Below are 25312 nucleotides of genomic sequence, written 5' to 3' on the forward strand. Positions count from 1 at the left end.
TAGTTTGGTCTCAAACCTATTTATAGTTCAGGCAATAACTGTGTGACCAAGTAATGGCAACCCAACCACCATCGGCCGAAACTCACGAAGACACTGCGGTTGAACAGAAAAATACCGATGTATGTAACCCCGTGGGATCAGTCGAAGAGATCGGATCGAAGTGGAAGCTCATCGTCCTCAACGACCTGCGAGACGACGAAAAGCGGTTCAACGAACTCAAGCGGTCGACGGGCGCGAGTTCCTAAGCGCTCTCGCGGGTGCTCGACGACTTGGAAAATTCGGCGTTCATCGAGAACCGGAAGGAGTTCGAATCGCCGGTCGCGAGTTATTAGACGCTGACTGAGAAGGGAGACGCCCTTTGTCCGGTGTTCGAGTCGCTCGATGTGTGGGGAGAGGACTGGCACTGAACTGAGAGAATTGTCCTCCTAGGCCTGAAGCCGCAGGGATCCCGAGTGGTGGGAGTTTCAGGTTTGCAGTTTACTCATCGGACTTCCAGCACTTTCGGACACGGGCAGCCCCACAGCATCGACCAAGTGGACTGCTGGCCATGCCAAGTGGCGTTACCCCTATCTCGGCCGTGTCTGGAGTCCTGGGAATCCCCCACTCGGAGTTACTGGATCGAGTATCCGCCGTCGACGGGGAGTGGCTGCCCGGTCACGTACGACGCGTCCTCGGAACAGAGCCAGACTACCGCGGAGGCGATCTCCTCTGGCTGACCGAGTCGGCTAGCGGGGATTCCGGCGATCGTTTGCTCCGTCGCTTCCGGGTCCTGTTCGCCCGAACGGGCGACCATGGGGGTCTCGATGACCCCTGGAAGCACCGCGTTCACCCGGAGGCCATCGCTACTGAATTCGACGGCCGCCGTCTTCGTCAACCCGACGACGCCGTGTTTGCTGGCGACGTACGGACTCAGGTTGGGGAATCCGAGAATACCGGCGATCGAGGACGTGTTCACGATGGCTCCACCGCCGCTTTCCAGCATGGCCGGAATTTCCTCGCGCATCGCGAAGAACACGCCGTTGAGGTTGATATCGAGGACCCGGTTCCAGTTCGCGTTGTCCTGGTCAGAAAAACTGACCTGGTCCCCTTCGATACCGGCGTTGTTGAACGCAAAATCGAGGCTGCCGTACGTATCGACGGCCGCTTCGACCGCTGCGGCGAGGTCGCTTTCATCGGTTACGTCTGTCTCGACAAACGTCGCCTCGCCGCCCTCGGACTCGATCTGAGAGACGGTTTCCTCGCCACCCTCCACGTCGATATCGGCGGCGACGACGCTCGCGCCCTCTTCCGCGAACCGCTGTGCAGTCGCGCGTCCAATGCCCGAGGCCGCGCCCGAAACCAACGCGACACCGCCATCTATACCGTTCATTCGGAATCACCCGCGAGGCCGACGACATCAGCCTTCTGCTTAACGGGCAGGTCGGTCACGTACGGGCCAATGTTGGCGGTAGCTCCAGTTACGAGTACCGTCGGGTTTTGTAGTTCCATTACAATACCTAGTTTGACTCCAAACCTATTTATAGCTCAGGCAATAACTGTGTAACTAGGTAATGGCGACCCAACCCCAATCGGCCGACTCCGACCACGAATCCGACGTCGAACAGCGGAATGCAGATGTCTGCAACGTCGTCGGGGCTGTCGAGGAGATGGGGGCAAAGTGGAAGCTCATCGTCCTCAACGACCTGCGAGACGGTGAAAAGCGGTTCAACGAACTCAAGCGCTCAACCGGGGCCAGTTCGTACACACTCTCGCGTGTGCTCGACGACTTGGAAGCGGAGGGATACGTCGACAATCACAAAGAGTTCGAATCCCCGGTCGCGAGCTATTACGCGCTGACCGGGAAGGGTGATGCCCTCTGTCCAGTGTTCGACGCACTCGACGACTGGGGAGAGGACTGGCTGTAAATTCGGTGAGCCACTCGTGCCAGACGACGATCCGCTCGACGATCTCGATGTGCCCGAGGATCCGCTCGCTGACCTCGACCGTGCGACAGAACAGCTGACCGTCCGAAGTGAAGAGCGTCGGTATGGCAAGACAATGGTCATCATCGAAGGATTCGAAGGTGACACCGATCGCGAGTCGCTCGCTTCGGAGCTGAAATCTGCACTCGGAACTGGAGGCACCGTCAAAGAAGGACACATCGAACTCCAGGGCGACCACGAGGAGCGCGTCCGAGAACTCCTCGAAGAAAACGGGTACTCCATCAGGGGATGACTCGCGTGCTGAATACGGTAGATATCGAACACCTGCAAGGAGAGGAGACAACTGGATATTTTTCACTGTCGAACTGAAGAACCAGCGGACTCTCACAAAAACGCCAATCATGCCGGGAAAACATGAGGTCTATCCAGAATCGATCTCTTAGTTATCCTAAATTCTGTACCGTCGGGAGATGCCAGTCGTACGTAACCGCACCTATCGAGTCACAACGGTCACGATCGCACACACCGCAGCAGCCGTACCCCCAGCTGCCCCTAGAGCTCCCACTATCCAGTATGCACTCCCACCCAGGACTGCACAGCTAGCATAGAAGTCTTCGAAGAGAATGAACGGGGACCGGTCGAGAAGAATATCTGCGACCGCACCACCACCGACGGCGTTGATCGTCGCAACAGCAATAATACCGAATTCTGATACACCGGTCTCAGTTGCGACGATAGCACCAGTTGTCGCAAAGGCAGCGAGCCCGATCGCATCGGCGACAAGCGCGATTGGGTGCGTTTCTGGAGCTGTGAGGACGACACTCAGTACGATTGCTAACCCAACGCCAAGCAGTCCGAGACTGATTTCGATTGGGGACTGAAGTGCTAATGGAACCCGTGTCACGAGAAGATCGCGTGTCACTCCACCAGCAAATGCCATTGCTAACCCAACGATGGTAATCCCGAGCACGTCGAATTCTTCACGGATCGCCTTCGATGAACCGACGAACGCGAACGCGATCAAACCGATCGTGTTCATCACCGCAAATGGATCACCAAACAAGACTGCGAGAAGGTCCTGATCCATTTACTCGTCCTACGAGAACGAGTCTCTTGAGTGCTCCGAGACGATGTTCCCCAGATCCACAAGCCCCTCACATATAGTCACTACACGACCTGTATCGAGCAATTCGAAACTCGACGCGCTAACATATGTGGCGTGTTCTGTGACACCTCGATACTACCACTTGACCTCCTCCCCGGGAACGCAGGGGAATTCCCTAACGTTGCGATAAAAAGGTGCTAACTGGCTAATCAGCTCTATCTGAATTCTAATAGCAAAATATGGATTTCTGGCTCTGAATCCCAATATTAGGGGCTAATCAATCAGTCAGTTTTTGGTGTAGGAGCGCGTAGTATCGTGTATGACCAGATCAGTGAGTCGGACTCGGACAGACCGCTCGAACACTGAAATGAGTATGATTGGGTATCTAGTCGCTGCTCCGTTGGTTCTCTTGCTTCTCCCTCTTCTCCCCTTCCTGGTACTCCTCTGGATCGGGGACAAAATTACGACGGGATGAGGGACGGCTCAGTCATCAGATCAGGAATCTTAGCAGCCTCGACAAACTATCGGTAGAGGACACATCTAGCTACGATCTCGGTTCTGGTGCGACCCATGCGACTGCAATCCCGAAGGTAGCGAGGATTCCAGCGAGTAAGAAGGTAGTATCGAATCCGGCTTGGTCAACAACAATACCGCCTGCAATCGGGGCAAGGAACGCGCCTGCCAACCCAATACTCGTCTGGAACGCGACCGCTGTCGCGGCGACCCGCGAATCAACCACCTCGCGGATGTACGTAAAGGACAGGCCGAGCGTCAGCTGGACCGCAAATCCAGTGAGGAGGAGCGCGACGAGCAGTGGCAGCGACCAAAACCGAGTAAAGACGAGCACGAGCGGAGCCGCGACTGCGAAGGACCCGAGGACCAGTAGCCGTGTCCGAAATGTCGACCATCACCGTCACATCGACGTCGCCGTGCTCGACGGAATTACGGAACTCCGGGTTTTCGAACAGTTCTACACCCTCAACTGAAAGGCAGATATGCTCAGTCTGCAGCCTGAGCGATATCGGATGATGAGACTCCAGAGAGATCCGGAATCGAAAGGTCGACACGCCGAAGCAATTGTGCGTTGATCGCGACAATCACCGTACTCAGCGACATCAGGAGTGCACCAACGGCAGGCGACAAGAGGATCCCGACCGGCGCAAGGATACCCGCTGCAAGCGGAAGTGCGAAGACGTTGTATCCGGCGGCCCACACGATGTTCTCCTGCATCTTCCGGTAGCTCGCCTTACTGAGTTTCACGAGCCGGACCACGTCCATCGGGTTGTTCTGGACGAGGATGACGTCCGCCGACTGGACGGCAACGTCCGTACCGCTACCAATAGCGATGCCGATATCGGCCCGCGTCAGCGCCGGTGCGTCGTTGACGCCGTCACCGACCATTCCCACGAGCTTCCCCTGGTCTTGGAGTTCCTGGACTTTCTTGTCTTTGTCTTCGGGGAGGACCTCCGCGAACACTGTATCGATGCCTAGTTCGTCAGCAACAGCTTCGGCGACGTTCTGGGAGTCGCCAGTCAGCATCGCCACCTCGATGCCTAGATCTTTGAGGGCGTCGACGACGCGGAAACTCTCCTCGCGGATCACGTCGGCCATCGCGAACGCGGCGATCAACTCTCCGTCGCGAATGAGATACACCACGGTCTGGGCGTCCTCGCCGGCCTCGTCAGCGAATTGTTGAAAGTTGTCTGGAATCTCGCTATCGAGTTGGGTTAACAGGTTCGGCCCGCCGACGTACACCTCGTTTCCGTCGACGCTCGCGCGAACCCCTCGTCCTTTGATCGCCTCGAAGTCGGTCGCATCAGGGGCGCTGAGATCGCGCTCGTCAGCTGCTTCGCGGATGGCTCGCGCGATCATGTGTTCGGAGTCGCTCTCGACAGCGGCCGCCAGTGCGAGTGCGTCGTCCTCGTCGACGCCATCGCCGGTCGCCATATCGACGACGCCGTGCTCGCCTTCGGTGAGCGTCCCCGTCTTGTCGAAGATGATCGCGTCCAGATTCCGAGCGTCCTCCATCGCGATCCGATCGCGGACGAGTATCCCGTTGCGAGCCGCGAGTGACGTATTGATCGCGACGACCAACGGGATGGCGAGTCCGAGGGCGTGTGGGCAGGCGATGACGAGTACCGTGACGACACGTTCGATCACGGTCGCATCGAACGAGACTGCGACTGTCCACGCGAGTGCCGTCACGACTGCCGTCCCGAGCGCGACGTAAAACAGCCACCCCGCCGCTCTGTCAGCCAACACCTGAGTCTTGGATTTGCTCTGCTGGGCTTCCTCGACCAGTCGCATGATGCCCGCGAGCGTGGTCTCCTCGCCGGTCGCACCGACGCGCACGCGGAGACTGCCGTCGCCGTTGATGGTACCGCCGATGACCTCGTCGCCAGGTTCTTTCGAAACCGGTTTCGACTCACCCGTGATCATCGATTCCTCGACGTCCGAATCGCCCTTCTCGACGACGCCGTCGGCGGGGACGCTCGCGCCCGGCCGGACGAGCACCAGGTCGCCCTCGGAGAGTTCGTCCACGGGGACGTCTTCGGTATTACCGTCGTCGGTGATTCGTTCGGCGGTATCGGGCATTAGTCTCGCCAACTCGTCGACGGCGCTCGATGCACGCCGAACCGACCGCATCTCGATCCAGTGCCCAAGCAACATGATGTCGATGAGTGTGACGAGCTCCCAGAAGAACGCAGACTCCGTCGGGAAGACTACACTCGCGAGGCTGTAGACAAACGCGACAGTAATCCCCATCGAGATGAGCGTCATCATCCCCGGCGCTCGGTCTTTCAGTTCCGGCACCGCCATCTGGAGGAACGGGATTCCACCGTACGCGAAGACGACGACGGAGAACACCGGGGCTATCCACTCGCTACCCGGAAACGTTGGGACGGAGAAGCCAAGCCACTCCTGCAGTGTTTCGCTATAGAGAAGAACGGGAATCGAGAGGATCGTCGAGACGAAGAAGCGTCGGCGGAACATCTGTTCGTGGCCCTCGTGCATCCCGCCATGGCCGTCATGACCACTCCCGTGATCGCCGTGTTCCTCCTCTTCGTGGTGGTGTTGCGGACCTGCCTCGTCTTCGAGTAGCGCTTGTTCTGACCCTGCCCCGATGTGAGAGCTATCGTGTTTGCCTTGGTCCTCTCGATGACGATGATGGTCCGAATCGCCGTCCGAATTGCTTGGCTGTTCGTCCATTATCGACAATTTGCGTCTGTATATGCTTCAACAGGGTGGTCGATCTGTATCTCATTTCGAATCATTTCGCGTCTCAAGATGCTCCGAACCTACAGAAGGACAGTACAAGCTCACAAACCATTGATTTATCTGTAGAGGACAGACACCCACCTCCGGCGTGTCCGGTGGATAGGTTTAACAGAATCCGGCATCGAAGTAAGCCTGCTCCGTTGGTGTAGCTCGGCCAATCATCTCGGCATCTCACGTCGAGGACCGAGGTTCAAATCCTCGACGGAGCATCAAACTCAGAGCAAGGAGGTTGAGGAAGTTCCATTCTGTGTGGACAAGGCCGTCTGGGTTCAACCACGAACGCCTCCTGTGAACCTCGCTACTTGACTGCACAGAGTAATGTGCCTATAGCCAGAATCCTGTGTCAGGGAGACAGTCGATATGAGATGGCAAATTAAGGAGATTGAATGGGAAGCTGTCGCGGGCATCCTGGCGGCTGTTCTCGCGCTTGTACTCCATTTCTTGCACATCGTAGACGAATCCGTGCTGCTTCAGATCACGCTCGTTCTTATGGCGTTCTTGTTCATCAGCCATCTTCGACGCGAATCAGAAACAGAGAACCTCTCTGAGTCCGTCGCTCACACCGAACGCACTGTCGAAGAAATCCGTGCCGGTATGGATACTCCCGACCTCGAACTCATCGGTCCAGCACAACTCAGACCGCGGAGTACCCAGTTCGGTCAGGGTGCCCGTGGTGAAATGATCTGGTTCAATGTCTGTCTGCTCATGTTCATTCCCCAGGATTTGTTCGACGCGTTGCTTCGGCCACCGATTGAAAATCCAGATGTTTCCTCAATTCAGTTCGTCCTCGACGAGAGTGAACGAGAGCGCTGGAAGACACAGGTCAAACCGAAAGTACAGGAGTGTACAGGCGCCGAGACGGTACGGGAACCTGTCTGGCGCGACCTCGATGAAAACGTCTCGTTCATTCTTCGCGGGACGGAAAACGAGCAGACGGACGCGCTGTTAAGTTTCTGGGGCGAACCGTTCATGGCCCGGACGACACAGGACGTCCCCCGCTATATCATCCACGTCGCACGGGATTCTGAACTGATCCCCCAGCTGCAGGATATCGAGCGCGAACACCGCTTGGGAACGAATTGAGGAGCACACTTTTCCCGTGAGCGCCCGAAACACTCCTTGAAGGAGTTCTGTTCCCCGATTTTGGAGATAGAGCGGATCCTCGCGACCGGGAATCACCCGCAGACCGATGGACGGGGATATCGGGGCGAGGAGTCGCTCTTCCAGCGTGAGCGAGCGAGACTCACCGGCTGAATTCTCGCCCTCGAAGTAGTCAAGCGTCGCTTCGTCAGTCATGATTCGCTGGGATTCGTCTCATCTGTGTCTTTCCCAGCTGTTCGCTCATGCCGGTCGTTGTATCGCTCGAGTTCTCGGCCGATGCACTCCAGCGCCGTGACGGCGCGTTCGATGAGTTGGTACGTGGCCCGCGAGAGTCGGATGTTCTCCATCAGATGTCCTCCTCTGGCTCGACGAGATCGTTACTCTCAGCGACGAGTGCCTGCACGGTTGAAGCAGGATTGTTCTCGACCGGAAGTGTTCGATGGTCGAGTGGGGCGGGATACGCCCGGTCCCCCTGCGCACAAAGTATGATCAACCACTCCTCGCTCCCTTCGGCGAGGACGACGTAGTGGTCGATATCCCGACGTTGGAAGACTGTCCGATCTGTCCGGCTCACCGCACTCCAGTTCGCCGGTAGTGACGATGACGGCGTCCCACCATCTGGCGTGAGTGCTCGGTACTCTTCGAATTCAGCGAGTGCCGCCTCGATATCCTCCCCGGTGAGGTGCCAGCAGTCGGCCGGGCCATCACACACCAGCTGACTGACCACGTCGTTGCGGAACTGGATGTAGTGATGCTGGGCGACAGTTTCGTCGTCGGTATAATCGAGGAGGAGCGCACAGGCGAGCTGTGCCGGTCCGCTCCCGACGTAGCCCCAGTCGAATCCCGCCGGGCTATGCCGCACGAGACCGAGACTTTGATGGGGGGAGAGGCGTTCGTGTGCGGTGAGGTTCAGGACAACTGGCGTTCCGTCGACACGCATCCCGACGTACTCGACGCGGTCTGTACTCGCCTGACATCGCTCATCCGTATCCTGTACGACTGCTCGTGGGTCGGTAGTCGAATTCGTCTCCATCGGTTGAATGCGGGCGTTCGGATTCCCCGCACCCCTGCTGGGGGTCGAAAAACCACCACCGGCTATTAGACCCTCAACGTCGCTTCAAAGTTAGAATTCAGTATAACAATTCATCAGACAACCAACTGATAGAGGCAAGCCTATTCTTCGAAGAGACAGCGAGCGGCTGCATCGTCGCCAGCGAGGGTCTGCTGATCCTCGTCCGTATCAGCGAAGAGTGTTGACTGATCTCCCTCGGATGTTTGCTCAACTTCGGGTCGATCGTCGACGCCGAACTCACACGCCTCGGGCTGATCAAGACGTGAATCCCGGTCACGATGATCCACGTCAGCGCCGAAGTCCTCAAGCGAGGTCTCGACGCTTGTTTCGGTTACTTCGAGTTGGCCATCGTCACCGAATGCGGTCTGTCGTTGAATCTCGATCTCTGGTCGATCGCTCATCTGGATTGAGCCTCCACCCACCGAGGCTCCGACAGACACCTCCGGGCGTTGGGTCAATCGTCTTGTGCGCGGAGTTCGCTGGCCCGCTGTTCAAGCTGGCGGAGGATCTGGACCCGTTGCTGATTCGCGTTCTCGTAGGCGACGCAGGCTCGCAGCGTCTCCATATTGTTGATCGTCACGATACCAGCGTTGATGAGTCGCGTATTCGATGGCTCGAGCCGTTGTTCTGGCGAAAGATCGCTTGCGTCTGTTGTTTGACCGTCTGGATTGCTCACTGATGATCGCCTCCGTCACTGCTGAGGCGACAAAAAACAGCCCCCGCCGTTACTCGTCTTCTTCCTCGGGTTGGATCTGGCGGGCGTCCTCAGCGAGATCGTGGATGTACTCCCGAAGAATCTCCATGTCCTCGCGAGCGTCTTCGAGAGTCTTGCCTTTCGCTTTGGCCACGATTTTGTCCTGATCGCGGGTGCCCGTCCCGCGAGTAAGCTTCACGGTGAGGGAGACGCCGACGTCACTGCGTTCGACGTACTCCGTTCGTGTCGTCTGTTCACTGGCTGCGGTCGATTCGTCATCCGCACGAGATGGTTGGGTATGTTCTGACATGGGTTACCTTCGGTGATTGATATTCAGATGGACGGTGCGGCCGGCTCGCCGGGTGTTTCGTGAAGGATTGCGTCGATCTCGGCCCCGGTGAGTCGCCAGCGTCCAGCAGACCCAGCACAGTCCAGTTGGCTCACGACCTCGGTTTTGAATGCCTGGTAGTGGTCGAGGGCGAACGCTTCGTCACCTGTGTAGTCGAGGAGGAGTGCGAGCGCGAGTTGTGCCGGACCACTACCACCATATCCCCATTCGAATCCCGAGGGACTGTGATTCACCAGCGCGAGACTCCGCTCTGGTGTGAGCCGTTCTTGGCCGGGACGTTTCTCAACGATAGCCTGCCCGCTCTGCCGATACCCGACGTAGGCGATGTCGCAGTCGCTCGCTGGGTGTGTCTGTTCAATCGAGTGTGTGTCGCTAGGTCTACTCATTGGTCTGTTCGGGAGCTACTCGTTCGAGCACCCCCGCACCCCTCAGGGGGTGAAAAACAGTCACAGGGACTGCTTGCCCCTACGCGAGATGGGAGATATCGGCTGGTTCGTCGACCTCATCGAATTCACCACGCTCGACCGGCTGCCAGTCATCGCCGGGTGCTGGACTCCACCAGTCGACCTCGTAGGCACCCGGTGCGCCGAGGATCTTCACCCGTGCCGACCCATCGGGTAGATCGCGACGGAGCTTTTCGTCGACGTGGAGGTTCCACGTTGAGTGGGTGTCGAAGCAGGCGAGCACGGCCTCCTCGTAGCCGCGTGTCTCTCGGGATTCTTGGAGTTCGACCTGTGTGTTGCAGTTCTTGCAGAACACACCTTCGAACGGAATGTGACTGAATATCTCGTGCCCGCAGACGGGACACCAGAGGAACTCGAACAGTGCTTCGCTGTGGCGGTCGATGACTTCCAGACTCATCTGTGAATCTGGCCCGATTGAGACGGGCCACCCATTCCGGCCCAAAATAAACGTCACCGCAGATACGCTCCTATCAATCAGCGCTCGGCGCCGTACACGATTCGCGAGGATGTTTCGTACCCACAGTTCCGACACTCGACCCAGCGCTGAACCTTCGCACCGTCAGCCGTTTTCCCACCGATTGCTATATCGCTGTTCGGACACTCGGGACAACTCAGTTCGGGCGCTGGCCGGTCACGGAGCTCGTCACGGAACGATTTCGCGTCCTTCGTCTCGTACCCCCGCGACCACACTGGGTAGCCGTCGACGAGGATTACGCCACGCCACTTGTAGCGGTATGAATCCGGCGCTCGGTGTAAGACCGCCCGAGCGCCGGTCTCGGTATTCCGGTATGCGAGTGTGGGCGTGCGGCTCTCGCGCTTCCAGTTTGTGATCCGGGACATCTGTTAGAAGTGGACGTCGGCGGGCACGATCCAGAGCTCCTCGCTCTCCTCCAGCACTCGATCCAGCTGCTCACGGTGACGGATCCCGTTCGCATATTCGTTGTACAGGAAGATCGTTGGCCCGTCGTAGGCGCCAACCTGGTGGAAGGCGTGCCGAGCGAGATCTTCGTCGCGCATGATCTCCTCATCGGAGAGCTCGTCGATGGCCTCTTTCACCCGGTCGAGATTCCGCTCGAACTCCTCTTTCGTCGCCTCCCAGCCACGCTCAAGCAGGTCTTGGCCGGCATCGGAGTCGACGGGGGCTGCAGTCGGCAATTCACCCCATCGCGCCTTCCCCGCAACGGACGTGTCCTCCTCATCGAACGTCACGTGGTAGTCGAAGACTGCGCCGGCGTGTGGGTCCGCGCCGACCAGGCGGTCGAACACCGACTTTCCGCTGGCCAGTGCGTCGTCGTGGGTCGATTCTTCTACCAGAGCGTAAATTACCATGTGCATCTCGAACACCTCGAAACGCCGACGCACCGGGAGTGGTTGATCGTTCGCTCCTGCTGCGCCGGCACCCATCGCCGGCGCTCGAAAAACCCTGATCTAGCGGTCGATTCTTAGGACTCGTTCGTTCGATCGACTGTGATGGTCAGGTTTCCGGACTCGTAGTCAGCTTCGAAGTCGACGGTGAACGCATCCGAGTCATATGCGGCGTGGTAGGCGCGGTGACGCCTTAGCGAGCCCGTCGCCTTGAAGTGGAAGAACGCAGCCGACGTGTAGGGCTTACTCTGCGTCTCGATTTGCGTCTCAACTGACGCCGGAAGTGCAATCTGTGGCGTGTCGGTGTCAATACTCGCAGCGAACTCCTTCGCTTCCTCGACGGTCGCCTGTGAATGTGCGGGCGTCTCGCCAGTGAGCACGTTCACCGGTGTCTCCGTCTCATCGGTGAACAGGACATCGTGGAAGGTGCGCGTCCCGAGGACTGCGTCGGGATCTAACTCGCAATCGTGGAATGGATCGTCGTCTGAATTCTCGGGCATCAAATCACGAGCCAACGGTGGGGCTCAGTCCTTTCTGCCCCAGACAAACCACAACTAGTCTCGATGTAGCGGAGGTAAGTCCCGAAAGAAGAGCGTCCTGCCCGCACTTCCCGCCGCAGAATCAGGCGTCGATGATTCGATCGGGCTCGATTCGTGACAACCGCATCGCGTTCCCGGTGACGCCGAGGCTCATCCCCATATCTCCGACAACGACTGCCAGCGCAACGCTGACCAGGCCCAGCGGCACGCCTAACGCGAGCAGAAGCTTCACGCCGAGGCTCGCCCAGATGTTCTGCCGGATCACGCCGTTGGCCGTATGCGACAGGTCGTACAGGTACGGGAGTTTCCCGATGTCGTCGCCCATCAACGCAATATCAGCCGTTTCGAGGGCGGTGTCGGTGCCCGCCGCGCCCATCGCGATGCCGACCTCCGCAGTGGCCAGCGCGGGGGCGTCATTGATGCCGTCGCCGACCATCGCGACCTCCCCGTACTCCGCCTGTAACTCCTCGACTGCGTCGACCTTCTCGTCGGGTAGGAGTTCGGCGCGATATTCATCGACACCGACCTGCTCGGCGATGGCGCGGGCGGTGCCCTCGTTGTCCCCGGTCAGCATCACCACGCGCTCGACGCCCAGCTCGTGCAGGCGTTCGACAGCCCGCTTCGAGGCCGGGCGCACCTCGTCGGCGATGGCGATTGCACCCAGCAGTTCCGACTCCGTCCCGACGATAACGACCGTCTTGCCCTCCCGCTCCAGTGAGGTGAGCGCGTCCTCGGCGAACGCCCCGTCGTCGGCCTCGGTCGCCTCTTCCGCCACGACGCCGCCGTCTGTCTCGCGGCGTGCTCGAGCGAGGTCGAAGCCCAGCTCCTCGAAGAGCGCGGGCTTGCCCGCATAGTACGTCTCGCCGTCGATCTCGCCCCGGATGCCCTTCCCCGTGAGGCTCTCGAAGCCACTCGGGTCGGGCAGGTCGCCCACGCCCGCCTCCTCAGCACGGGCGAGAATCGCCGCAGCGATGGGGTGCTCACTGCGCCGCTCCAGCCCGGCGGCGCGACGGAGCAGATCATCCTCAGTGGTGTCGCCGACCGGGACGACATCGGTGACGGCGAGTTCGCCCTTCGTGAGCGTCCCCGTCTTGTCGAGCGCGACGGCATCGACTTCGCCCATCGCTTCGAGGTAGTTGCCGCCCTTGATCAGGACGCCGTTCTTCGCGGCGCTGGTGATGCCCGACACCACCGAGACGGGTGTGGAGATGACGAACGCACAGGGGCAGGCGATTACCAGCAGGGTGAGCCCGCGGATGAACCAGGTCTGCCAGTCGCCGGCGAAAGTGAACCCGTACCCGGCCACGTCCACCGAGATGGGGTCGGCGATAACCAGCGGCGGGATAGCGGCGGTCAGGATTGCCAGCACGACGACGAGGGGTGTGTAGTAGCCGGAGAAGCGGTCGACGAACTGCTCAGACTCGGTCTTCTTCGCCTGTGCGCCCTGTACCATCTCGATGATGCGCGAGAGCGTCGAATCGCCAGCGGTCGAGGTGACCTCTACCTCGAGGTACCCCTCTTCGTTGATCGCGCCGGCGTAGACCTCGTCGCCGGCAGTCTTGTCGACGGGGACGCTCTCGCCCGTGATCGGCGACTGGTCGACTGCACTCTCGCCGTCGATGACCGTTCCGTCGAGCGGAATCTTGTCGCCGGGGCGGACGACGACGGTCTCGCCAACGTCGACCTCCTCGGCGGGAACGGTCACTTCCTCACCATCGCGAAGGACGGTCGCCTCGTCGGGCGAGAGTTCCATCAGCTCGCGCAGGGAGTCCCGTGCCCTGTCCATCGCGTAGTCCTCGAGCAGCTCGGCGATGCTGAATAGGACGGCCAGCGTGGCGGCCTCGACGAAGTAGCCGATACCGGTCGCCGCGATGATCGCCGTCCCCATCAGCAGGTCGATGTCGAGGCTTCGGTTCTTCGCGGAGTAGTACCCGCTACGGACGACGGGGATGCCGCTGGCGGCGACGGCGCCGAGGAACAGGACATCTGCGATGTGGAGCGGGTACTCGAGGACGCTCGCCACCGTGACGTTCTGTCCGGTGAGGAGGAATTCGAAGAGGAGGCCGAGCGTGACGAACGCCGCGCCGAGCCACGTCTTCTTCGCGCGAGGACTCGTCCAGACCTCCGATGGTGGCGCGATGTCGACGCCGTCGGTCGCCTGGTTGTCCTCATCATCGCCCTCAGCGTCCGAGCCCCCGACGACCTCGTAGCCGGCGCCTTCAATCGCCTTGATTACGTCGGCTTCGCTAGTCCGATCAGGGTCGTACGTGACGTTGGCCGTGCCGGTGGTCGGCTGGAGCGTGGCGTCAGTAATGCCGTCGACACGCTGGAGGCTCTTGTCCACCTTTTGGGCGCAAGAGGGACAGTCCATCTCGGGAACGGCGAGGCGGGCGGTCAGCTCACGTCGCTGTCCGCCGCCGCTCGTTTCTCCTGCTGCGTCCGGATTCTCTGTCATTACCTCACGGTAGGAGTGGGAGTTCCATATGTCTTTGTTGGAATATTCCAACTGCGGCCCTCAGTGCGATGCCAGCCGTTCTTCCGCTACCCGCTCGCCGGCGACATGTTGCTTCGCCAAATGTTCTTCCGCCCGACGGAGTCGGTAGGTGAGTGTTGACCGTGGCACGTCGAGATGCTCGGCGAGTTCGCCGACGTCGACCTCGCGGGGTGACTCGTAGTAGCCGTGTTCGACAGCGGCCTGGAGTGCGGCCTCCTGTGCTGGCGGCAGGCCGCTCGGTGTCCCGTCGCCTCCCCCAGCTGATGTCGTCGTATCCGCGGTGCGGAGCATCTCCATCTGGGCGCATTCCCCGACGGCAACCCCGAGGGAATCGAAGAACGCCGCCACATCGCCCTCGTCGGAGTGAATGAGCCGCCACGTGTAGTGGCGGCCCTCGTGACGGGTCTCGAACAGCACACCGTCGCCGAGGTGGTCGCGGGCGATGTGGGGGACTGAGGCACAGGCAGGGGTCCGCTCCCAGTCGGAGTAGAGGATGAGCGTGTCGTCCGTGCGGTCGAGGACACGGGTGGTCTGGGTTGCGCCGCAGTCCTCGGTGGCGAGACAGTCGGCGTAGTAGTCGCTGTTGCGAAACGCGTCCTCGATGGCGTCGAGTGCGTCCGGAGTGCCGGTGGCATGGTCGACTCGCCAGAGCTGGTCGGCAGTGGCGTGCAGCGAGAGTGAACGAACGCGAGCGTCGGGGTGGTCTGCGAGGGCGTCCGCCACCCTGTTGCAGCCGGGCTCGTATTCGAGAGCGAAGACGAGTTCGCGCATACCCCGACTAAGGCCTGCCACGACATAACCCATGGCTTGGGGCGATGTCTACTGGCGGGTATCAGATCACGTCGTCCGGGTCGTGAACCTCCTGCATTCGCTGTGCTTCGGCCGCGTATTGCTCCTGGAGGTCGGGGTCATCGACCATGCCAAGATTGCCGGGTTCAGCATCGACTGCTGCTGTCGTATCTCGGACGTCGGTGAAGGACGTGAGTGCGCGTTCCTTCCGATAGTACTGTTCTCCATCGGGTGTTGCGTAGGTGAGGATGATCAGGTTCTGCTCGTCATCGGAGTACGTCCGTTCGACAAGCCAAACACGAACGTCATCTTCAGACTGATTTGACATACTTAGACGTCCCCCGATATCCACTAAGGGATTGGTGTTACGGCTTGCCGAGACTCGCTGTCTCGAAGGGTGATTCTCCGGTCGGAATGAGCAGCTCCTGTCGGTCTCCGACCCGCTCAGCGAGCTTCCGTTTCAGATACTGTATCGCCGTTGACGGCGTGAAGACGCCCTTATCGAGCATGTCGCCGACGACGTCTTTGAGGGCCGCGAACTGTCCCTGTAGGTGGCCGTCGCCGACCGGCTTGCCGTCGTACCAGCGCACCGTCGCGAGCGCGCCGTTCCCGACGGTCTCTCCCTGTTCGACCGTCTCCGAGTCGTACTGCAGCCCGAACCACAGCGTCCGATAGGCGGTCACCTCGAAGGTGGGTGACACCACGAAGATCGCCTCGTGGTGGAGATAGTCGAGGTGGTCCGCGACGATCTCGTCGAGGGTGAGCCCGGTGGCACGGGGCTTCGGCTTGACGACCGACGACGGACGATCCTCGCCGGCGAGGTAGCCGTCGACGCCATCTGCTTCGAGGCCATCGGCCAGTTCCGCCAGCAGCTGTTTCGCCCACTTCGAGTCGGTGTCGTCGCCACCGAACGGCGACTCAGCCGAAATTCGGTGCTTGAGCTTGAGATTCGCTGCACCCCAATGAGAGTAGTGGAGCGTGTACTGTCCGTCAGTTCGTTCGTACGCAACGAGTGCGCGGTGGCCCATTGAACAATCACCTCGCAGGACGACCCACGACTGGATCGCCCCGCACCCCTCCCGGGGGACGAACAACGCTACTCGTCGATCAGGTCGGGGGAACTGAGGTCCGCGTACAGCACCTCACCGTCGCGGACGACGTACCGTTTCGCCAGCACGGGAAATCGGCACTTGGTAAATCCGGCTGTCTGGATGTCGAATTCTTCGTCCGGTTCGAGATACTCCGCGAGCGACCGGAGGAACTCGTGAGTGACGATGCCACCGTCGTAGTCAGGAAGACCGTTCTCACGGGCCTCGTACACTTCGAAGCTGTCGTAGCCCCAGATAACGAGTTCGCCGTCGTCGTCCACTTCCCAGTTGAGCGTCCCGAAGCAGTGGTTCTCACAGAGCTCGCGGACTGCCTGTGGATCCGATACGAGCGCGCCGGTCGATGTCGTTGCGGCTTGCAATGTTGCCATGGATTGTTCTCGGGAGCGGTCTCGCGCCCCCGCACCCTTTCAGGGGGCGAGCAACTGCTCACGCTGTGACGGCCACATGACGTTGCGCTGCCGATGCGTCGAGCTGTCAGGATTCTCTGTTGATGTCACCGTCCCTCGTCGTATTCGGTTGGGTGAGAAAATCTACCTGCTCGAGGAGCGTCGTCGCGGTGCTAATTCGCTCTCGATCAGCGGGCTCCAATTGGTCGCTGTCGATACTGGTGAGGCTACTGAGCGCGCGGTGGAGTCGATAGCCGGGGGTGTCTCGTGGATCCATGTGTGCGCCTCCGCCAATTCTCGGCGCCGAAAAACACCGGCGGGCAGTCAGCAGGTGTGGTATCGTCGGGTGGTCGCGAGCTGGCTTCTGTTAACCAACAACTCCGAGCCGACACCAGAATTGTTGGTTAATTTGACGTCGTCTTTACTGATCGGCTTCGGGTTCGGGCCCGTAGCGTGGCGTGCCGCACCGCTGACAGCCCCACATTGGCTGCCCGGTCCACTCGTCATCGGGGACAGCCTCGAATTCGCGGAATCGATGCTTAGTCTCCCGATCACACTCTCGACACTCGAGGTGAGTTCTGTTTGGGCGCTCGCGTCGTGGCTGTTCGGTATCGGTCTTGTCAACGGATTTCTGGAGCGCAATCGCTGGCACCAGCCAGAGGTCGTTGTCTGCGTCCTCACGTAGGCTTGCAAGACGAGCTTCGGTGCGAACCTCGCTCCCGGTTTCCTCATAGAGAAACGTCGTGTGCTCGCCGTCGTGACGGGGCTGCGTCGTCTCTGTCCACGCCGTCCGCTCACGAGCAGCCGCGAGCAGCTGATTACCACATTCAGACGTGACTCGTGTCGCCGAGGGGAGCGAGGGCCACTGATCGACAAGCTGTGGGGCCGGTTCCTCGTCGAGATCGTAGATTAGCTTGCAGTCATCGACTACTGGGTCATCGTCTGCCTTCGCGAGGAGGGTGGCCGCAGCAGATCCCTTCGCGACGGCGCCGTAGAACGTCGACGCCTCAACGACTATGTGGATGATATGGAGGAGAGTCTGTTCGGCAGTCGATGTGTCCTGATCGTCGGCTGCTTCGAGATGGTTCGTGAGACAGAACCGGCACTTCGACTGGCCAGCGGGGATCGACGCTCCACAGGAATCGCACTCGGTCTCACCTTCTGTCGGGTCGTCTGGATAGCCCGCGTCGACGCCACCAGAGCGTTGCCGCCGGGGCTCGCCACTACTACTGGCGAGTTGATCGTCGGGAACGTGGGTCGCTTCGCCGAGCGGTCGGAGGGCTTCGTAGTCGGCGTACTGGTCGGTCATAGAGTGATCTGGCCGTATCATGCTTCGTCTTCGGGTTTAAATAATGGCTCTCACATCAATCAGCCTACAGACATACAATCGAAAATCAGCAGTGTGGGCGTTAGACAGCCAGTTCGTCCAGTGTGTCGCGGTGGGTCCGCACGGTGACCACCGAGACGTTCGCAACGTCAGCGACGTCCGACTGGGTGAGCCATTGCCCGTCTTCGCGTCCGGCTTTGTACAGACAGGCTGCAGCGAACCCGGACGGCCGAACCCCGGTGGTTGCCCCAGTCGATTCGGATGCTTCCGCCAACTGCCGAGCCCGCTGCCGGATTTGATCGGAGACGTCGAGCTCCGAGGCCAACCGCGGAACGAACGCACTGGGCGTCACGGGTTGGGCTGGCAGGCCAAGTTCCGTATTCAGCGTCGTGTATGCGTTCGTCACCCGCGATTGCTCGACGCGCGCCGACTCGGTGATGTCGTCGAGCGTTCGTGGTCGCCCGTTACACCGACACGCTCCGTAGACACTCGCGGCGGCCATCGCCTCAATCGACCGGCCCTGCAGGAGTTCCTCGTTCTGAGCGCTGCGGAAGAGCTGGCAGGCCTGGTCACGGATCGTCTCGGATAGTTCGAGCGTACTACTGATCCGGCGGACTTCACTAAGCCCGTGTGCGAGGTTGCGTTCGGCTTTCGACTGAAACCGCCCACGCGTCTGTTCACGGCGCATCCGAGCGAGCCGCCGTCGCTTCTGTCCTGAGAGTTCGTTCCCGTTCGCATCGGTCCCGTGGCCGATCTCCGTCGACAACCCACGATCGTGCCGCGCCGCTGTCAACGGAGCACCCGTGCGCTCCCGTTCGTCTTCGTCGAACCCTCGCCACTCTGGCCCGTGGTCGATCCGCTGCTCGTCGACGACGAGTCCACAGTCCTCGCAGACGGTTTCAACCGCGTTGGTTGTAACTTGCCCGTTACACTCGGGACACTGCGTAGCATTCGAGTCGGTCTGGACGTCTTCGTCGAACGTCGTTTCGTAGATCTCTCTGGTTGCCATGGATACTCACGAGGGGACTCACGCGGATCGCGTCTCTCGGAGTGCCCCTCACCCATCAGGGGCACATACACACCACACGGAACAGCGCTGACACTGGAGGGCTGCGGTGGCGAAAGCCCGGCCGCGAAACGGCGCGTGAGCGCCGTGAGCAGCCCGGACCGTGGAGGTGGTGGGAGGTGGCGGTGACCGCGTACACACCAGCAAAAAAGGGGTGCGCCGACCGGCTATTCCCACCACCGACCGCGCTCAGGGAACATAATGGTGCTCCACCCAGTGACAGCCAGTGAGACGCGCCCCTCGTACCAGTTCCGGGCTACCTTGTGAATACGCACCTGCTCGCCCTCTTCAATCCACGGCGCATCTGATTTCTCCCAGATCGTCACCTTCGTTTTTCCACTGTCGTCTGCGATCAGCCCGACTTGAGCGATGGCCGGCGAGTCCGCATCCCAGAGTACTTCGACTCGACCCTCGATGCTCACCTCTTTGCGATTGACGTCCTCGAGCTTCCCAATGGGGATCACCGTCCCAGGCGCCGTCTGCAACTCCTCGAACACCCCGACGACTGCACTCGTTAGGTCTTTCCCACCGACGACGGCTTCACCCAACCGCCGGCCAATCGCTGCTCGCGACCAGCCATCCAGTTTTTCCGCCAACCGCATCGACTGCTTGTTCACCGCCGCCAACTGCTCCTGCGTGAGCTCTGCACGAGGATCGTCTCGCTCCGGGTCAGCCATCGGATTCACGCTCGCTGCCCGCTTCTGGAACTTCACACGCCGCTCAGCGCTTCGCTTCGCTGCGATGTCTCGCGTCCGCTTCGCACGCCCCTCCTGCTGACTGAGTTCTGCCTGGGCACTGATGTGTTCCAACTCGGCCTCTCGTGCCTTGATGCGCTCTTCCTGTTCGAGGGTCTTCCCGAACAGGTGATCCGGGCCTTCCTCGACGCGCGCGTCTGGGTGGTTGGAATCGACTTTGGCCTGGACTTCCATGTCGACCGTCGCCCGGAACTCCGGGGTCTCGTCGACGACTTCGAAGCCATCCTCGTCGACCTCGCCTTCATCGTGTTTCTCGAAAGCCTGTTCATCGACCGAAACTACATCCGTGGTGACGTTGTTACTAGACATTGGAATCTACCCTGATTCCTGAAGGCGCTCAGCGCCCGACACCGCGATGCTACAACATCGCGGATTTCCTCGACGACAACGACCGACAGACTCGTCTGCGCGCTCTCGCTCGCGCCTTCGCGAGCGCCCCTTGGGGCGCGAGCGAGAGCGCGCCATAGGGAGGCCACTCAACCAGCACCGCGCGCCGACCCGCCCGGAGCGAGCGGCCAGCGGGATATGCCCGCTCGTGTCCGGCCCGATGTGCGGGTCCGTGTCCAGGGCGACTGTCGCCGAGAACGCGCGCCGCGGTGTGGCGCGCGACAGCGCAGGCGGCACCAAGCGCTGGAACGCGAAAGCCCGCAAGGGGCGCAACCGACGGGGATACCCGCTGGCGCCGAGGGCACATGCACTTTAGCCCGGAACGGGCGCGGGCGGTGCGGAGAGCGCCCGCACGCCCGGAATGGTCGGTCGCGAGCGACGCGGAGGGCGGCAGCGGCGAGCGGGGCGGGCCGATACGCACACACCTGTCCAGCCGGCCACATCGCTCGGTGAGTCATCTACAGTCCTGGCGGACTCAGAAAGGGCGAGGCCGCCTCGGCCGTCCCCCGACCCCGCAAGCACCGCAGCCCCGAGGCGCGCAGCGGCGGTCGCGGGACGACGAGCGGCCGAGGGCTTTCGAGTGTTCTCTCCACCCGAATCAGACTAGCAATCAGTCAGCTGTCGCCGGCGACTAGGTCCTCGATGAACCCGAAGCCGTTCACGAACGTCACCGAGTCACCGTACCCCTCACTCGCGAGGACAGTTTCGGCGCCTTCGCCGGCCGCGATATCGGTCGTGTAGATGTACACCTCGGTTGCCGCCCCCGCGCTGAGATGCTGGGCAGCGAGGGCGGCGAGGGCGGCGTCGGCACGCTCGACTTCGTCGGCAGGGCGATTATCGGCGTTCGCGATGTACCGCTGGACGCCATCCATCACCCGCGAGACGACCGGCTCGGAGAACTCGAGCGGCGCCACAACCGTCGCCCATCCCTCGTCGATCGCGGTGTCGACGGGTGGCGCCTCGACGTCGGACTCGTCGACAGTCAGCTCCTCGTACACCCGTTCCGGGAGGACGAAGGTGACGTCGTTGCGGCGAGCGAATCGCCGAACAGCCTTGTACCGGCTGTTCGACGGCTGTCCCATCGCGACGAACAGGCCGGTGTCAGCAATGTGGAGCCGGCTCACGCGTCGTTAGCGCCGTCGCCGTCGATATCCAACTCGTCGAGTCCCGCCCCAGCTTCCTCGATGTCGTAGTGCTCGTGGACGACGGGCCGGAGCGCCTGGAGGATCATCTCTGCAGCCAGCGGCGAAATGTCGAGGTCTTCGGCCATCAGCCGGTGGGTCACTTCCCCACGCTCCCGAGCGACGGCGTAGGTGAGCGCCGTCGCGAGGCCGGCGACGCCGTGGCGGTCGATGTAGGTGTCGATGTCGGCGTCCGTCTCGCGGCGGCCGACGGCGTCGATCAGCGCCGGCGTGATCGTGTACTCGCGGTCACCGGCGGCCGTCGTCACGGTCAGGTCGATCTCCCGAGCAGCGTACCGGCGCGGCTGCTCGTCGTCGGTGACGTCGACGACGCCGGCGTCGACGAGCCGGTTGACGTAGCTGTAGGCGGTTCCCTGTGCGAGCTCGAGGTCGTCCATCACGTCCTGGACGGTCGCCTCCCCCTCCCGGGCGAGGTACGCGTACAGCTGAGCCAGCTGTGGCTCCTCGAGGAGATCGGCGACCGAGAGGAAGTCCTGGACGATGTCGCCGTCGGCGCGATTTGAAGTGCGTGACACGGGTCGTTCTTGATTACAGTTTACAGCGAATCAGTAAAGAGTGTTGGGGTCACTCCGCCGGCGCCGCGACGAGATGCTCCTCGAGGTCACGCGTCCAGTAGGTGGCTAGGCCACCGGGGTTACAGCGGGCGCAAAACTGCAACGGGCCTTCCAGATGCCCCAGTTCGACCCGGAATCGCGTGAGCGCTGCGAGCGTGTCGACGACCAGCCCACAGCCGTCACAGGCGACGTGATCGCGCTCGTCGGGATCCGGCTCCGTCTGAATCGCGCAGTCGACACAGATTGGGTGGGTGACCCGCTCGTCCTGCCCCCAGGTGTGGGCCTCGCCAGTCTCGGTACCGGGCGGGGCGTCGAAGAAAGCACATCCGTTGAGTTCTTGGCAGGTCCATGCAGGAATGTTCGCTTGCTTCCCCGACATCTTGCTTTCAGCGTCGCTCCGGTTCCTACTCCTGCCAGAAACGAAGGCTACCGCGCGAAACGGTTAGTGTGACAGCACACTAATCATCCCGCTCTCCCCGACCGAACAGCTCTGGAAGGGAAGACTACTGCCGCCGGAACACCCTATAGCGACCTCTCATCCGGGCCGGACTACTGTGTATCGAGTAGCCGTACCGGATGTGCGGGCCGGCGCGTGAGGAGTGCGTCGAGTTGCTCGAGACACGACGTCCCGCTGGCGACGACAGTACGGTCCGCGGTGTCTTCCGTGGTGAATTGATCGACGAGTGTCTCGCCAACGTCCACGCTGAGCTCGTAGTACTCGGACTTGTAGCCGAAGCTTCCAGCCATTCCACAACACTCCACGTCCGAGGTCGTCACGTCGAACCCGCAGTCTTCGAGCACCGCCACCGTGTACGGTTCGAGATCGAGCGTCCGCTGCTGACAGTGGCTGTGGTAAGCGATCCGCTCGTCGCCGCCGCCAGGGAGTACATCGATGTCCGCCCCGTTCTCTAGCAGGCCGTAGACGTACTCCATGAGTTCGTAGCTGTGCTCCTGCAGCGCGGCGTAGTCGTCTTCCGGAAGGAGCCGTTCGTACTCGCGGTGGAACATCGCGAGATCTGACGGCTCGATGACGACGACGTCGTGACCTGCCGCGATGGCGGGCGCGATCGCGTCGTAGACGGCGTTGGCGTTGGACTGGGCCGTCGACACCATCCCCTGTGAGAGCGGGGCGCGCCCGCTCTCGCCTGCGGGCGGAACGTCGACGCGGATGTCGAGCGCCTCGAGGACGCGGACGGCAGCCTTCCCGCGCTCCGTGCGCACGTAGTTCGTGTACGCGTCGGGGTAGAGCGCGACCTGTCGGCGTGCCTCGTCGCGACCGACGCGTGGCCCCCGCTTCTCGAACCACTCCACGAGTGATTCACGTTCGAACTCCGGGAGTTCGCGGCGGCTGTCGACGCCGAGAGTTCGCTCCAGCAGCGAGCGCGCGGGACCGGTCCGTGCGGCCCAGTTCGAGAGCGGTGCGAACGCCGACCCGAGTTTCGCCAGCGTGTCGAAGTTCCCGAACAGCCGTTTCTGGAGGTCGACCCCACCAGGCTCCTCGTCCGGGGTGAGCCCCTCCACGAGGAAGTCGAGGTCGCCGTCCTTCCCGCGATTGATGCGGTCTCGGACGACCGTGTTGATCCACGGGATGTCGATGTTCACCGGACACTGGTTCACACACCGACTACAACCCGTACAGAGGTCGTTGAACTCGGCGGCGCTGTCCTCGCCGTGGACGCCGGCCTCCCAGCCGGTGGCGATGCCGCCGGAGTACGTCTCGCCACCGAAGGCGTGGCCGCCGACGTGCTGGAAGTTCGCACAGGAGTTCGCACACGCCGAACACCGGATGCAGTACAGCGTCTCACGGAGCTGATCGTCCTCGCGCATCTCCATCCGCCCGTTGTCGATGAGCACGAGGTGGAACTCGCGGTCGTCGCCGGATTCGAGTTCGTTCCCGCCGAACGTGGGGGAGTCACTCGGCGGGGTGAACAGCGAGACGTAGGAGGTGATGTCCTGGCCGGTCCCGGACCGCCCGATCAGTTCGACGAACGGCTGGAGATCCTCGACACTCGGGACGAGTTTCTCGACACCCGCGACTGCGACGTGGGTGTCCGTCGCTTGCACGCACTTGCGGGCGTTCCCCTCACTCGTGACGAGCGCGAGCGTGCCGGTGTCCGCGGTAACGAAGTTCGCGCCCGTCATCCCGACCTCGGCGTCCAGGATCTTCTCGCCGAGGTACTCACGAGCGAATCGCGTCAGCTCCTCGGCAGTCTCCAAGGGTTCCTCGGGGTCGAACACCTCGTTGAACAGGGTTGCGATCTCCTCGCGGGACTTGTGGATCGCCGGGGCGACGATGTGTGAGGGGGCCTCGTCGGCGACCTGGAGGACGAACTCTGCGAGGTCGGTCTCCCAGACGTCCCCGCCGCGTGCCTCAAGCGACTCGTTGACCTCGATCTCCTCACTGGTCATCGACTTTGACTTCACCACGTCGCGGCCGTCGACGACCTCCTCCATGTATCGGTTCGCGTCGGCGGCGTCGTCGGCGACGTAGACGCTGCCGCCGTTGGCTTCGACGGCCTCGGTGACCTGGTCGATCAGTTCAGGGAGGCGTTCGATGGCGTCTTCCTTGATGGCACGAGCCTCGTTTTTCAACTCGTCGTAGTCATCGAGATTCGCGGTGGACTCGTACCGGCCCTCGTTGAAGACCTGGGTGTTCTCGTGGACGGCGTCGCCCTCGGTGTCGAGGAGATGGCGGATGCGCTCGGCCTTCTGCCGGCGGGTGTCGGCGCTCATCTACTTGCCCTCCAGAAGTACGACCGTCACATCCATCGGGCCGTGAGCGCCCGTCACGAGCGCGCCCATGTCTGCGGTTGCGCTCGGCCCCGTCGCGATGATGGACTGTCCGACGCCGTTCCGGATGTCCTCGGCGAGCTGGTCGAACGTCGCGTCCATGTCCGGGAGTACGTCGCTGGCGGCGACGACGGCGACGTGTTCGTCCGCGTAGAGACTCACCGGCTCCTCACCGTCGGTACCGCCCTGGATGATCACCGAACCGTAGTCGGCGATGCCGTAGCCGGCAGCAGTGACGCCGGTCGCCGCGGCCTCGAGGTCCGCGATCGACGGATCGGTCTCGACGCTGTCCGGCAGCGAGACGGTCTCGAAGGGGAGTGAGGTGCCGACTGTGGGCGCGTCGAGCAGGGGTGAAAGCGTCGACGCGAACTCGTCGGCCGTGGTTCGCACGAGTTCGACGCCGACTTCGTCGAGTGACGACTCGAAGGTCGCAATTGGCTCGGCTGACATGTCCCAAAAAATTGTACCAACAGTTAATGGGTGTTTCCTCTCCGGCCCGACCATGATTTTCTTTCGTTATGGATAATCGCCCGATCCGGCCGTATTTGCAGGTACATATCATA

Annotated in this window: 31 protein-coding genes, 1 tRNA gene and 3 pseudogenes; 6 read left to right on the forward strand and 29 right to left on the reverse strand. The window is 61.4% G+C overall.

All coding sequences use genetic code 11. The features are described from left to right. Positions 1-53 precede the first annotated feature (53 nt). Positions 54-407: pseudogene (locus EYW42_RS16720) on the forward strand (winged helix-turn-helix transcriptional regulator). A 203-nt stretch (positions 408-610) separates the two neighbouring features. Here the strand turns inward: EYW42_RS16720 and EYW42_RS16725 are convergent. Then, on the reverse strand, positions 611-1369 hold the full coding sequence (locus EYW42_RS16725; protein ID WP_135536569.1) for a glucose 1-dehydrogenase: 759 nt from the start codon (positions 1367-1369) through the stop codon (positions 611-613). Further along, positions 1366-1488: a hypothetical protein gene (locus EYW42_RS20380; protein WP_259371299.1), complete on the reverse strand. Its 123-nt coding sequence runs from the start codon at positions 1486-1488 to the stop codon at positions 1366-1368. The genes EYW42_RS16725 and EYW42_RS20380 overlap by 4 nt, the downstream gene beginning before the upstream one ends. A gap of 62 nt (positions 1489-1550) precedes the next feature. Here EYW42_RS20380 and EYW42_RS16735 point away from each other — a divergent pair, with 62 nt between their 5' ends. Then, entirely contained in the window at positions 1551-1904 is a 354-nt protein-coding gene (locus EYW42_RS16735) for a winged helix-turn-helix transcriptional regulator (RefSeq protein WP_135536571.1), read from the forward strand. Between the two features lie 16 nt (positions 1905-1920). After that, positions 1921-2214, forward strand: coding sequence for a translation initiation factor (locus tag EYW42_RS16740; RefSeq protein ID WP_006667265.1), 294 nt, complete (start codon positions 1921-1923; stop codon positions 2212-2214). A 151-nt stretch (positions 2215-2365) separates the two neighbouring features. On the opposite strand, the pseudogene EYW42_RS16745 reads toward EYW42_RS16740, so the two are convergent. Next, positions 2366-3009 (reverse strand): annotated as a pseudogene (locus EYW42_RS16745) (trimeric intracellular cation channel family protein). A 337-nt stretch (positions 3010-3346) separates the two neighbouring features. Between EYW42_RS16745 and EYW42_RS20720 the strand changes: the two are divergent. After that, positions 3347-3502, forward strand: coding sequence for a DUF7535 family protein (locus EYW42_RS20720; protein ID WP_449271875.1), 156 nt, complete (start codon positions 3347-3349; stop codon positions 3500-3502). A 69-nt stretch (positions 3503-3571) separates the two neighbouring features. On the opposite strand, the pseudogene EYW42_RS16750 reads toward EYW42_RS20720, so the two are convergent. Together EYW42_RS16750 and EYW42_RS16755 are read right to left on the reverse strand one after the other, a co-directional pair. Then, positions 3572-3922, reverse strand: a pseudogene (locus EYW42_RS16750) (MFS transporter); the annotation flags it as partial. A 104-nt stretch (positions 3923-4026) separates the two neighbouring features. Beyond that, positions 4027-6042 (reverse strand): copper-translocating P-type ATPase, encoded by a 2016-nt coding sequence (locus EYW42_RS16755; RefSeq protein ID WP_135536637.1) that lies wholly within the window; start codon positions 6040-6042, stop codon positions 4027-4029. Positions 6043-6440: 398 nt separating this feature from the next. Between EYW42_RS16755 and EYW42_RS16760 the strand changes: the two genes are divergently transcribed. Beyond that, positions 6441-6515 (forward strand) — tRNA-Glu (locus tag EYW42_RS16760). A 151-nt stretch (positions 6516-6666) separates the two neighbouring features. Beyond that, positions 6667-7389, forward strand: coding sequence for a hypothetical protein (locus EYW42_RS16765; protein WP_049915095.1), 723 nt, complete (start codon positions 6667-6669; stop codon positions 7387-7389). Between the two features lie 209 nt (positions 7390-7598). Here EYW42_RS16765 and EYW42_RS19970 read toward each other — a convergent pair whose 3' ends face one another. From EYW42_RS19970 to EYW42_RS16895, 24 genes are all read right to left on the reverse strand, one after another. Beyond that, entirely contained in the window at positions 7599-7754 is a 156-nt protein-coding gene (locus EYW42_RS19970) for a hypothetical protein (protein WP_006183438.1), read from the reverse strand. Beyond that, positions 7754-8440, reverse strand: coding sequence for a DUF6166 domain-containing protein (locus tag EYW42_RS16770; RefSeq protein WP_006183439.1), 687 nt, complete (start codon positions 8438-8440; stop codon positions 7754-7756). The genes EYW42_RS19970 and EYW42_RS16770 overlap by 1 nt, the downstream gene beginning before the upstream one ends. A 140-nt stretch (positions 8441-8580) precedes the next feature. Next, positions 8581-8880 carry a hypothetical protein gene (locus EYW42_RS16775; RefSeq protein ID WP_006183440.1) on the reverse strand — a complete coding sequence of 100 codons (300 nt, stop codon included), beginning with the start codon at positions 8878-8880 and terminating at the stop codon, positions 8581-8583. A 53-nt stretch (positions 8881-8933) separates the two neighbouring features. Beyond that, complete coding sequence (locus EYW42_RS16780; RefSeq protein ID WP_006183441.1) at positions 8934-9155, reverse strand: hypothetical protein; 222 nt, start codon at positions 9153-9155, stop codon at positions 8934-8936. Between the two features lie 49 nt (positions 9156-9204). Beyond that, positions 9205-9483 carry a DUF7389 domain-containing protein gene (locus tag EYW42_RS16785; RefSeq protein WP_006183442.1) on the reverse strand — a complete coding sequence of 93 codons (279 nt, stop codon included), beginning with the start codon at positions 9481-9483 and terminating at the stop codon, positions 9205-9207. Positions 9484-9506: 23 nt separating this feature from the next. Then, positions 9507-9908, reverse strand: coding sequence for a DUF6166 domain-containing protein (locus EYW42_RS16790; protein ID WP_122106725.1), 402 nt, complete (start codon positions 9906-9908; stop codon positions 9507-9509). 79 nt (positions 9909-9987) lie between these two features. Continuing rightward, positions 9988-10383 (reverse strand): DUF7567 family protein, encoded by a 396-nt coding sequence (locus EYW42_RS16795; protein WP_006183444.1) that lies wholly within the window; start codon positions 10381-10383, stop codon positions 9988-9990. A gap of 77 nt (positions 10384-10460) precedes the next feature. After that, a complete protein-coding gene (locus EYW42_RS16800) occupies positions 10461-10826 on the reverse strand; it encodes a DUF7568 family protein (RefSeq protein WP_006183445.1) in 366 nt (121 codons plus the stop codon). Positions 10827-10829: 3 nt separating this feature from the next. Next, positions 10830-11321 carry a hypothetical protein gene (locus tag EYW42_RS16805; RefSeq protein ID WP_006183446.1) on the reverse strand — a complete coding sequence of 164 codons (492 nt, stop codon included), beginning with the start codon at positions 11319-11321 and terminating at the stop codon, positions 10830-10832. A gap of 107 nt (positions 11322-11428) precedes the next feature. Then, on the reverse strand, positions 11429-11851 hold the full coding sequence (locus EYW42_RS16810; protein ID WP_006183447.1) for a hypothetical protein: 423 nt from the start codon (positions 11849-11851) through the stop codon (positions 11429-11431). Positions 11852-11972: 121 nt separating this feature from the next. Beyond that, on the reverse strand, positions 11973-14345 hold the full coding sequence (locus tag EYW42_RS16815; RefSeq protein WP_015299293.1) for a heavy metal translocating P-type ATPase: 2373 nt from the start codon (positions 14343-14345) through the stop codon (positions 11973-11975). 60 nt (positions 14346-14405) lie between these two features. Continuing rightward, the gene (locus EYW42_RS16820) at positions 14406-15155 is read right to left on the reverse strand and encodes a helix-turn-helix domain-containing protein (protein ID WP_006183449.1); all 750 of its coding nucleotides are present in this window, start codon (positions 15153-15155) and stop codon (positions 14406-14408) included. A 61-nt stretch (positions 15156-15216) separates the two neighbouring features. Beyond that, positions 15217-15501 carry a hypothetical protein gene (locus tag EYW42_RS16825; RefSeq protein WP_006183450.1) on the reverse strand — a complete coding sequence of 95 codons (285 nt, stop codon included), beginning with the start codon at positions 15499-15501 and terminating at the stop codon, positions 15217-15219. 37 nt (positions 15502-15538) lie between these two features. Beyond that, the gene (locus EYW42_RS16830) at positions 15539-16201 is read right to left on the reverse strand and encodes a DUF6735 family protein (protein ID WP_135536573.1); all 663 of its coding nucleotides are present in this window, start codon (positions 16199-16201) and stop codon (positions 15539-15541) included. 68 nt (positions 16202-16269) lie between these two features. Further along, positions 16270-16650, reverse strand: coding sequence for a hypothetical protein (locus tag EYW42_RS16835; RefSeq protein ID WP_135536575.1), 381 nt, complete (start codon positions 16648-16650; stop codon positions 16270-16272). 106 nt (positions 16651-16756) lie between these two features. After that, positions 16757-16945 (reverse strand): hypothetical protein, encoded by a 189-nt coding sequence (locus EYW42_RS16840; protein ID WP_096396460.1) that lies wholly within the window; start codon positions 16943-16945, stop codon positions 16757-16759. A 144-nt stretch (positions 16946-17089) separates the two neighbouring features. Next, positions 17090-17977, reverse strand: a complete 888-nt coding sequence (locus tag EYW42_RS16845) for a biosurfactant protein 1 (protein WP_135536577.1) — start codon at positions 17975-17977, stop codon at positions 17090-17092. Positions 17978-18077: 100 nt separating this feature from the next. Further along, complete coding sequence (locus EYW42_RS16850; protein WP_049983730.1) at positions 18078-19004, reverse strand: transcription initiation factor IIB; 927 nt, start codon at positions 19002-19004, stop codon at positions 18078-18080. 224 nt (positions 19005-19228) lie between these two features. Then, positions 19229-20125: a DNA-binding protein gene (locus EYW42_RS16860; protein ID WP_049983729.1), complete on the reverse strand. Its 897-nt coding sequence runs from the start codon at positions 20123-20125 to the stop codon at positions 19229-19231. Between the two features lie 692 nt (positions 20126-20817). Further along, on the reverse strand, positions 20818-21327 hold the full coding sequence (locus EYW42_RS16875) for a hypothetical protein (protein WP_135536580.1): 510 nt from the start codon (positions 21325-21327) through the stop codon (positions 20818-20820). Further along, a complete protein-coding gene (locus EYW42_RS16880) occupies positions 21324-21920 on the reverse strand; it encodes a DUF7437 domain-containing protein (protein ID WP_135536582.1) in 597 nt (198 codons plus the stop codon). Before EYW42_RS16880 ends, EYW42_RS16875 begins: the two co-directional genes overlap by 4 nt. A 49-nt stretch (positions 21921-21969) precedes the next feature. Further along, entirely contained in the window at positions 21970-22338 is a 369-nt protein-coding gene (locus EYW42_RS16885) for a DUF7558 family protein (RefSeq protein ID WP_135536584.1), read from the reverse strand. A 170-nt stretch (positions 22339-22508) separates the two neighbouring features. Next, complete coding sequence (locus EYW42_RS16890) at positions 22509-24692, reverse strand: LUD domain-containing protein (protein ID WP_010904206.1); 2184 nt, start codon at positions 24690-24692, stop codon at positions 22509-22511. Further along, a complete protein-coding gene (locus tag EYW42_RS16895; protein WP_012289746.1) occupies positions 24693-25199 on the reverse strand; it encodes a LutC/YkgG family protein in 507 nt (168 codons plus the stop codon). It abuts the gene before it with no gap. Positions 25200-25312 lie beyond the last annotated feature (113 nt).

This window comes from Halostella pelagica (assembly GCF_004762015.1).
Lineage (GTDB): Archaea > Halobacteriota > Halobacteria > Halobacteriales > Natronoarchaeaceae > Halostella > Halostella pelagica.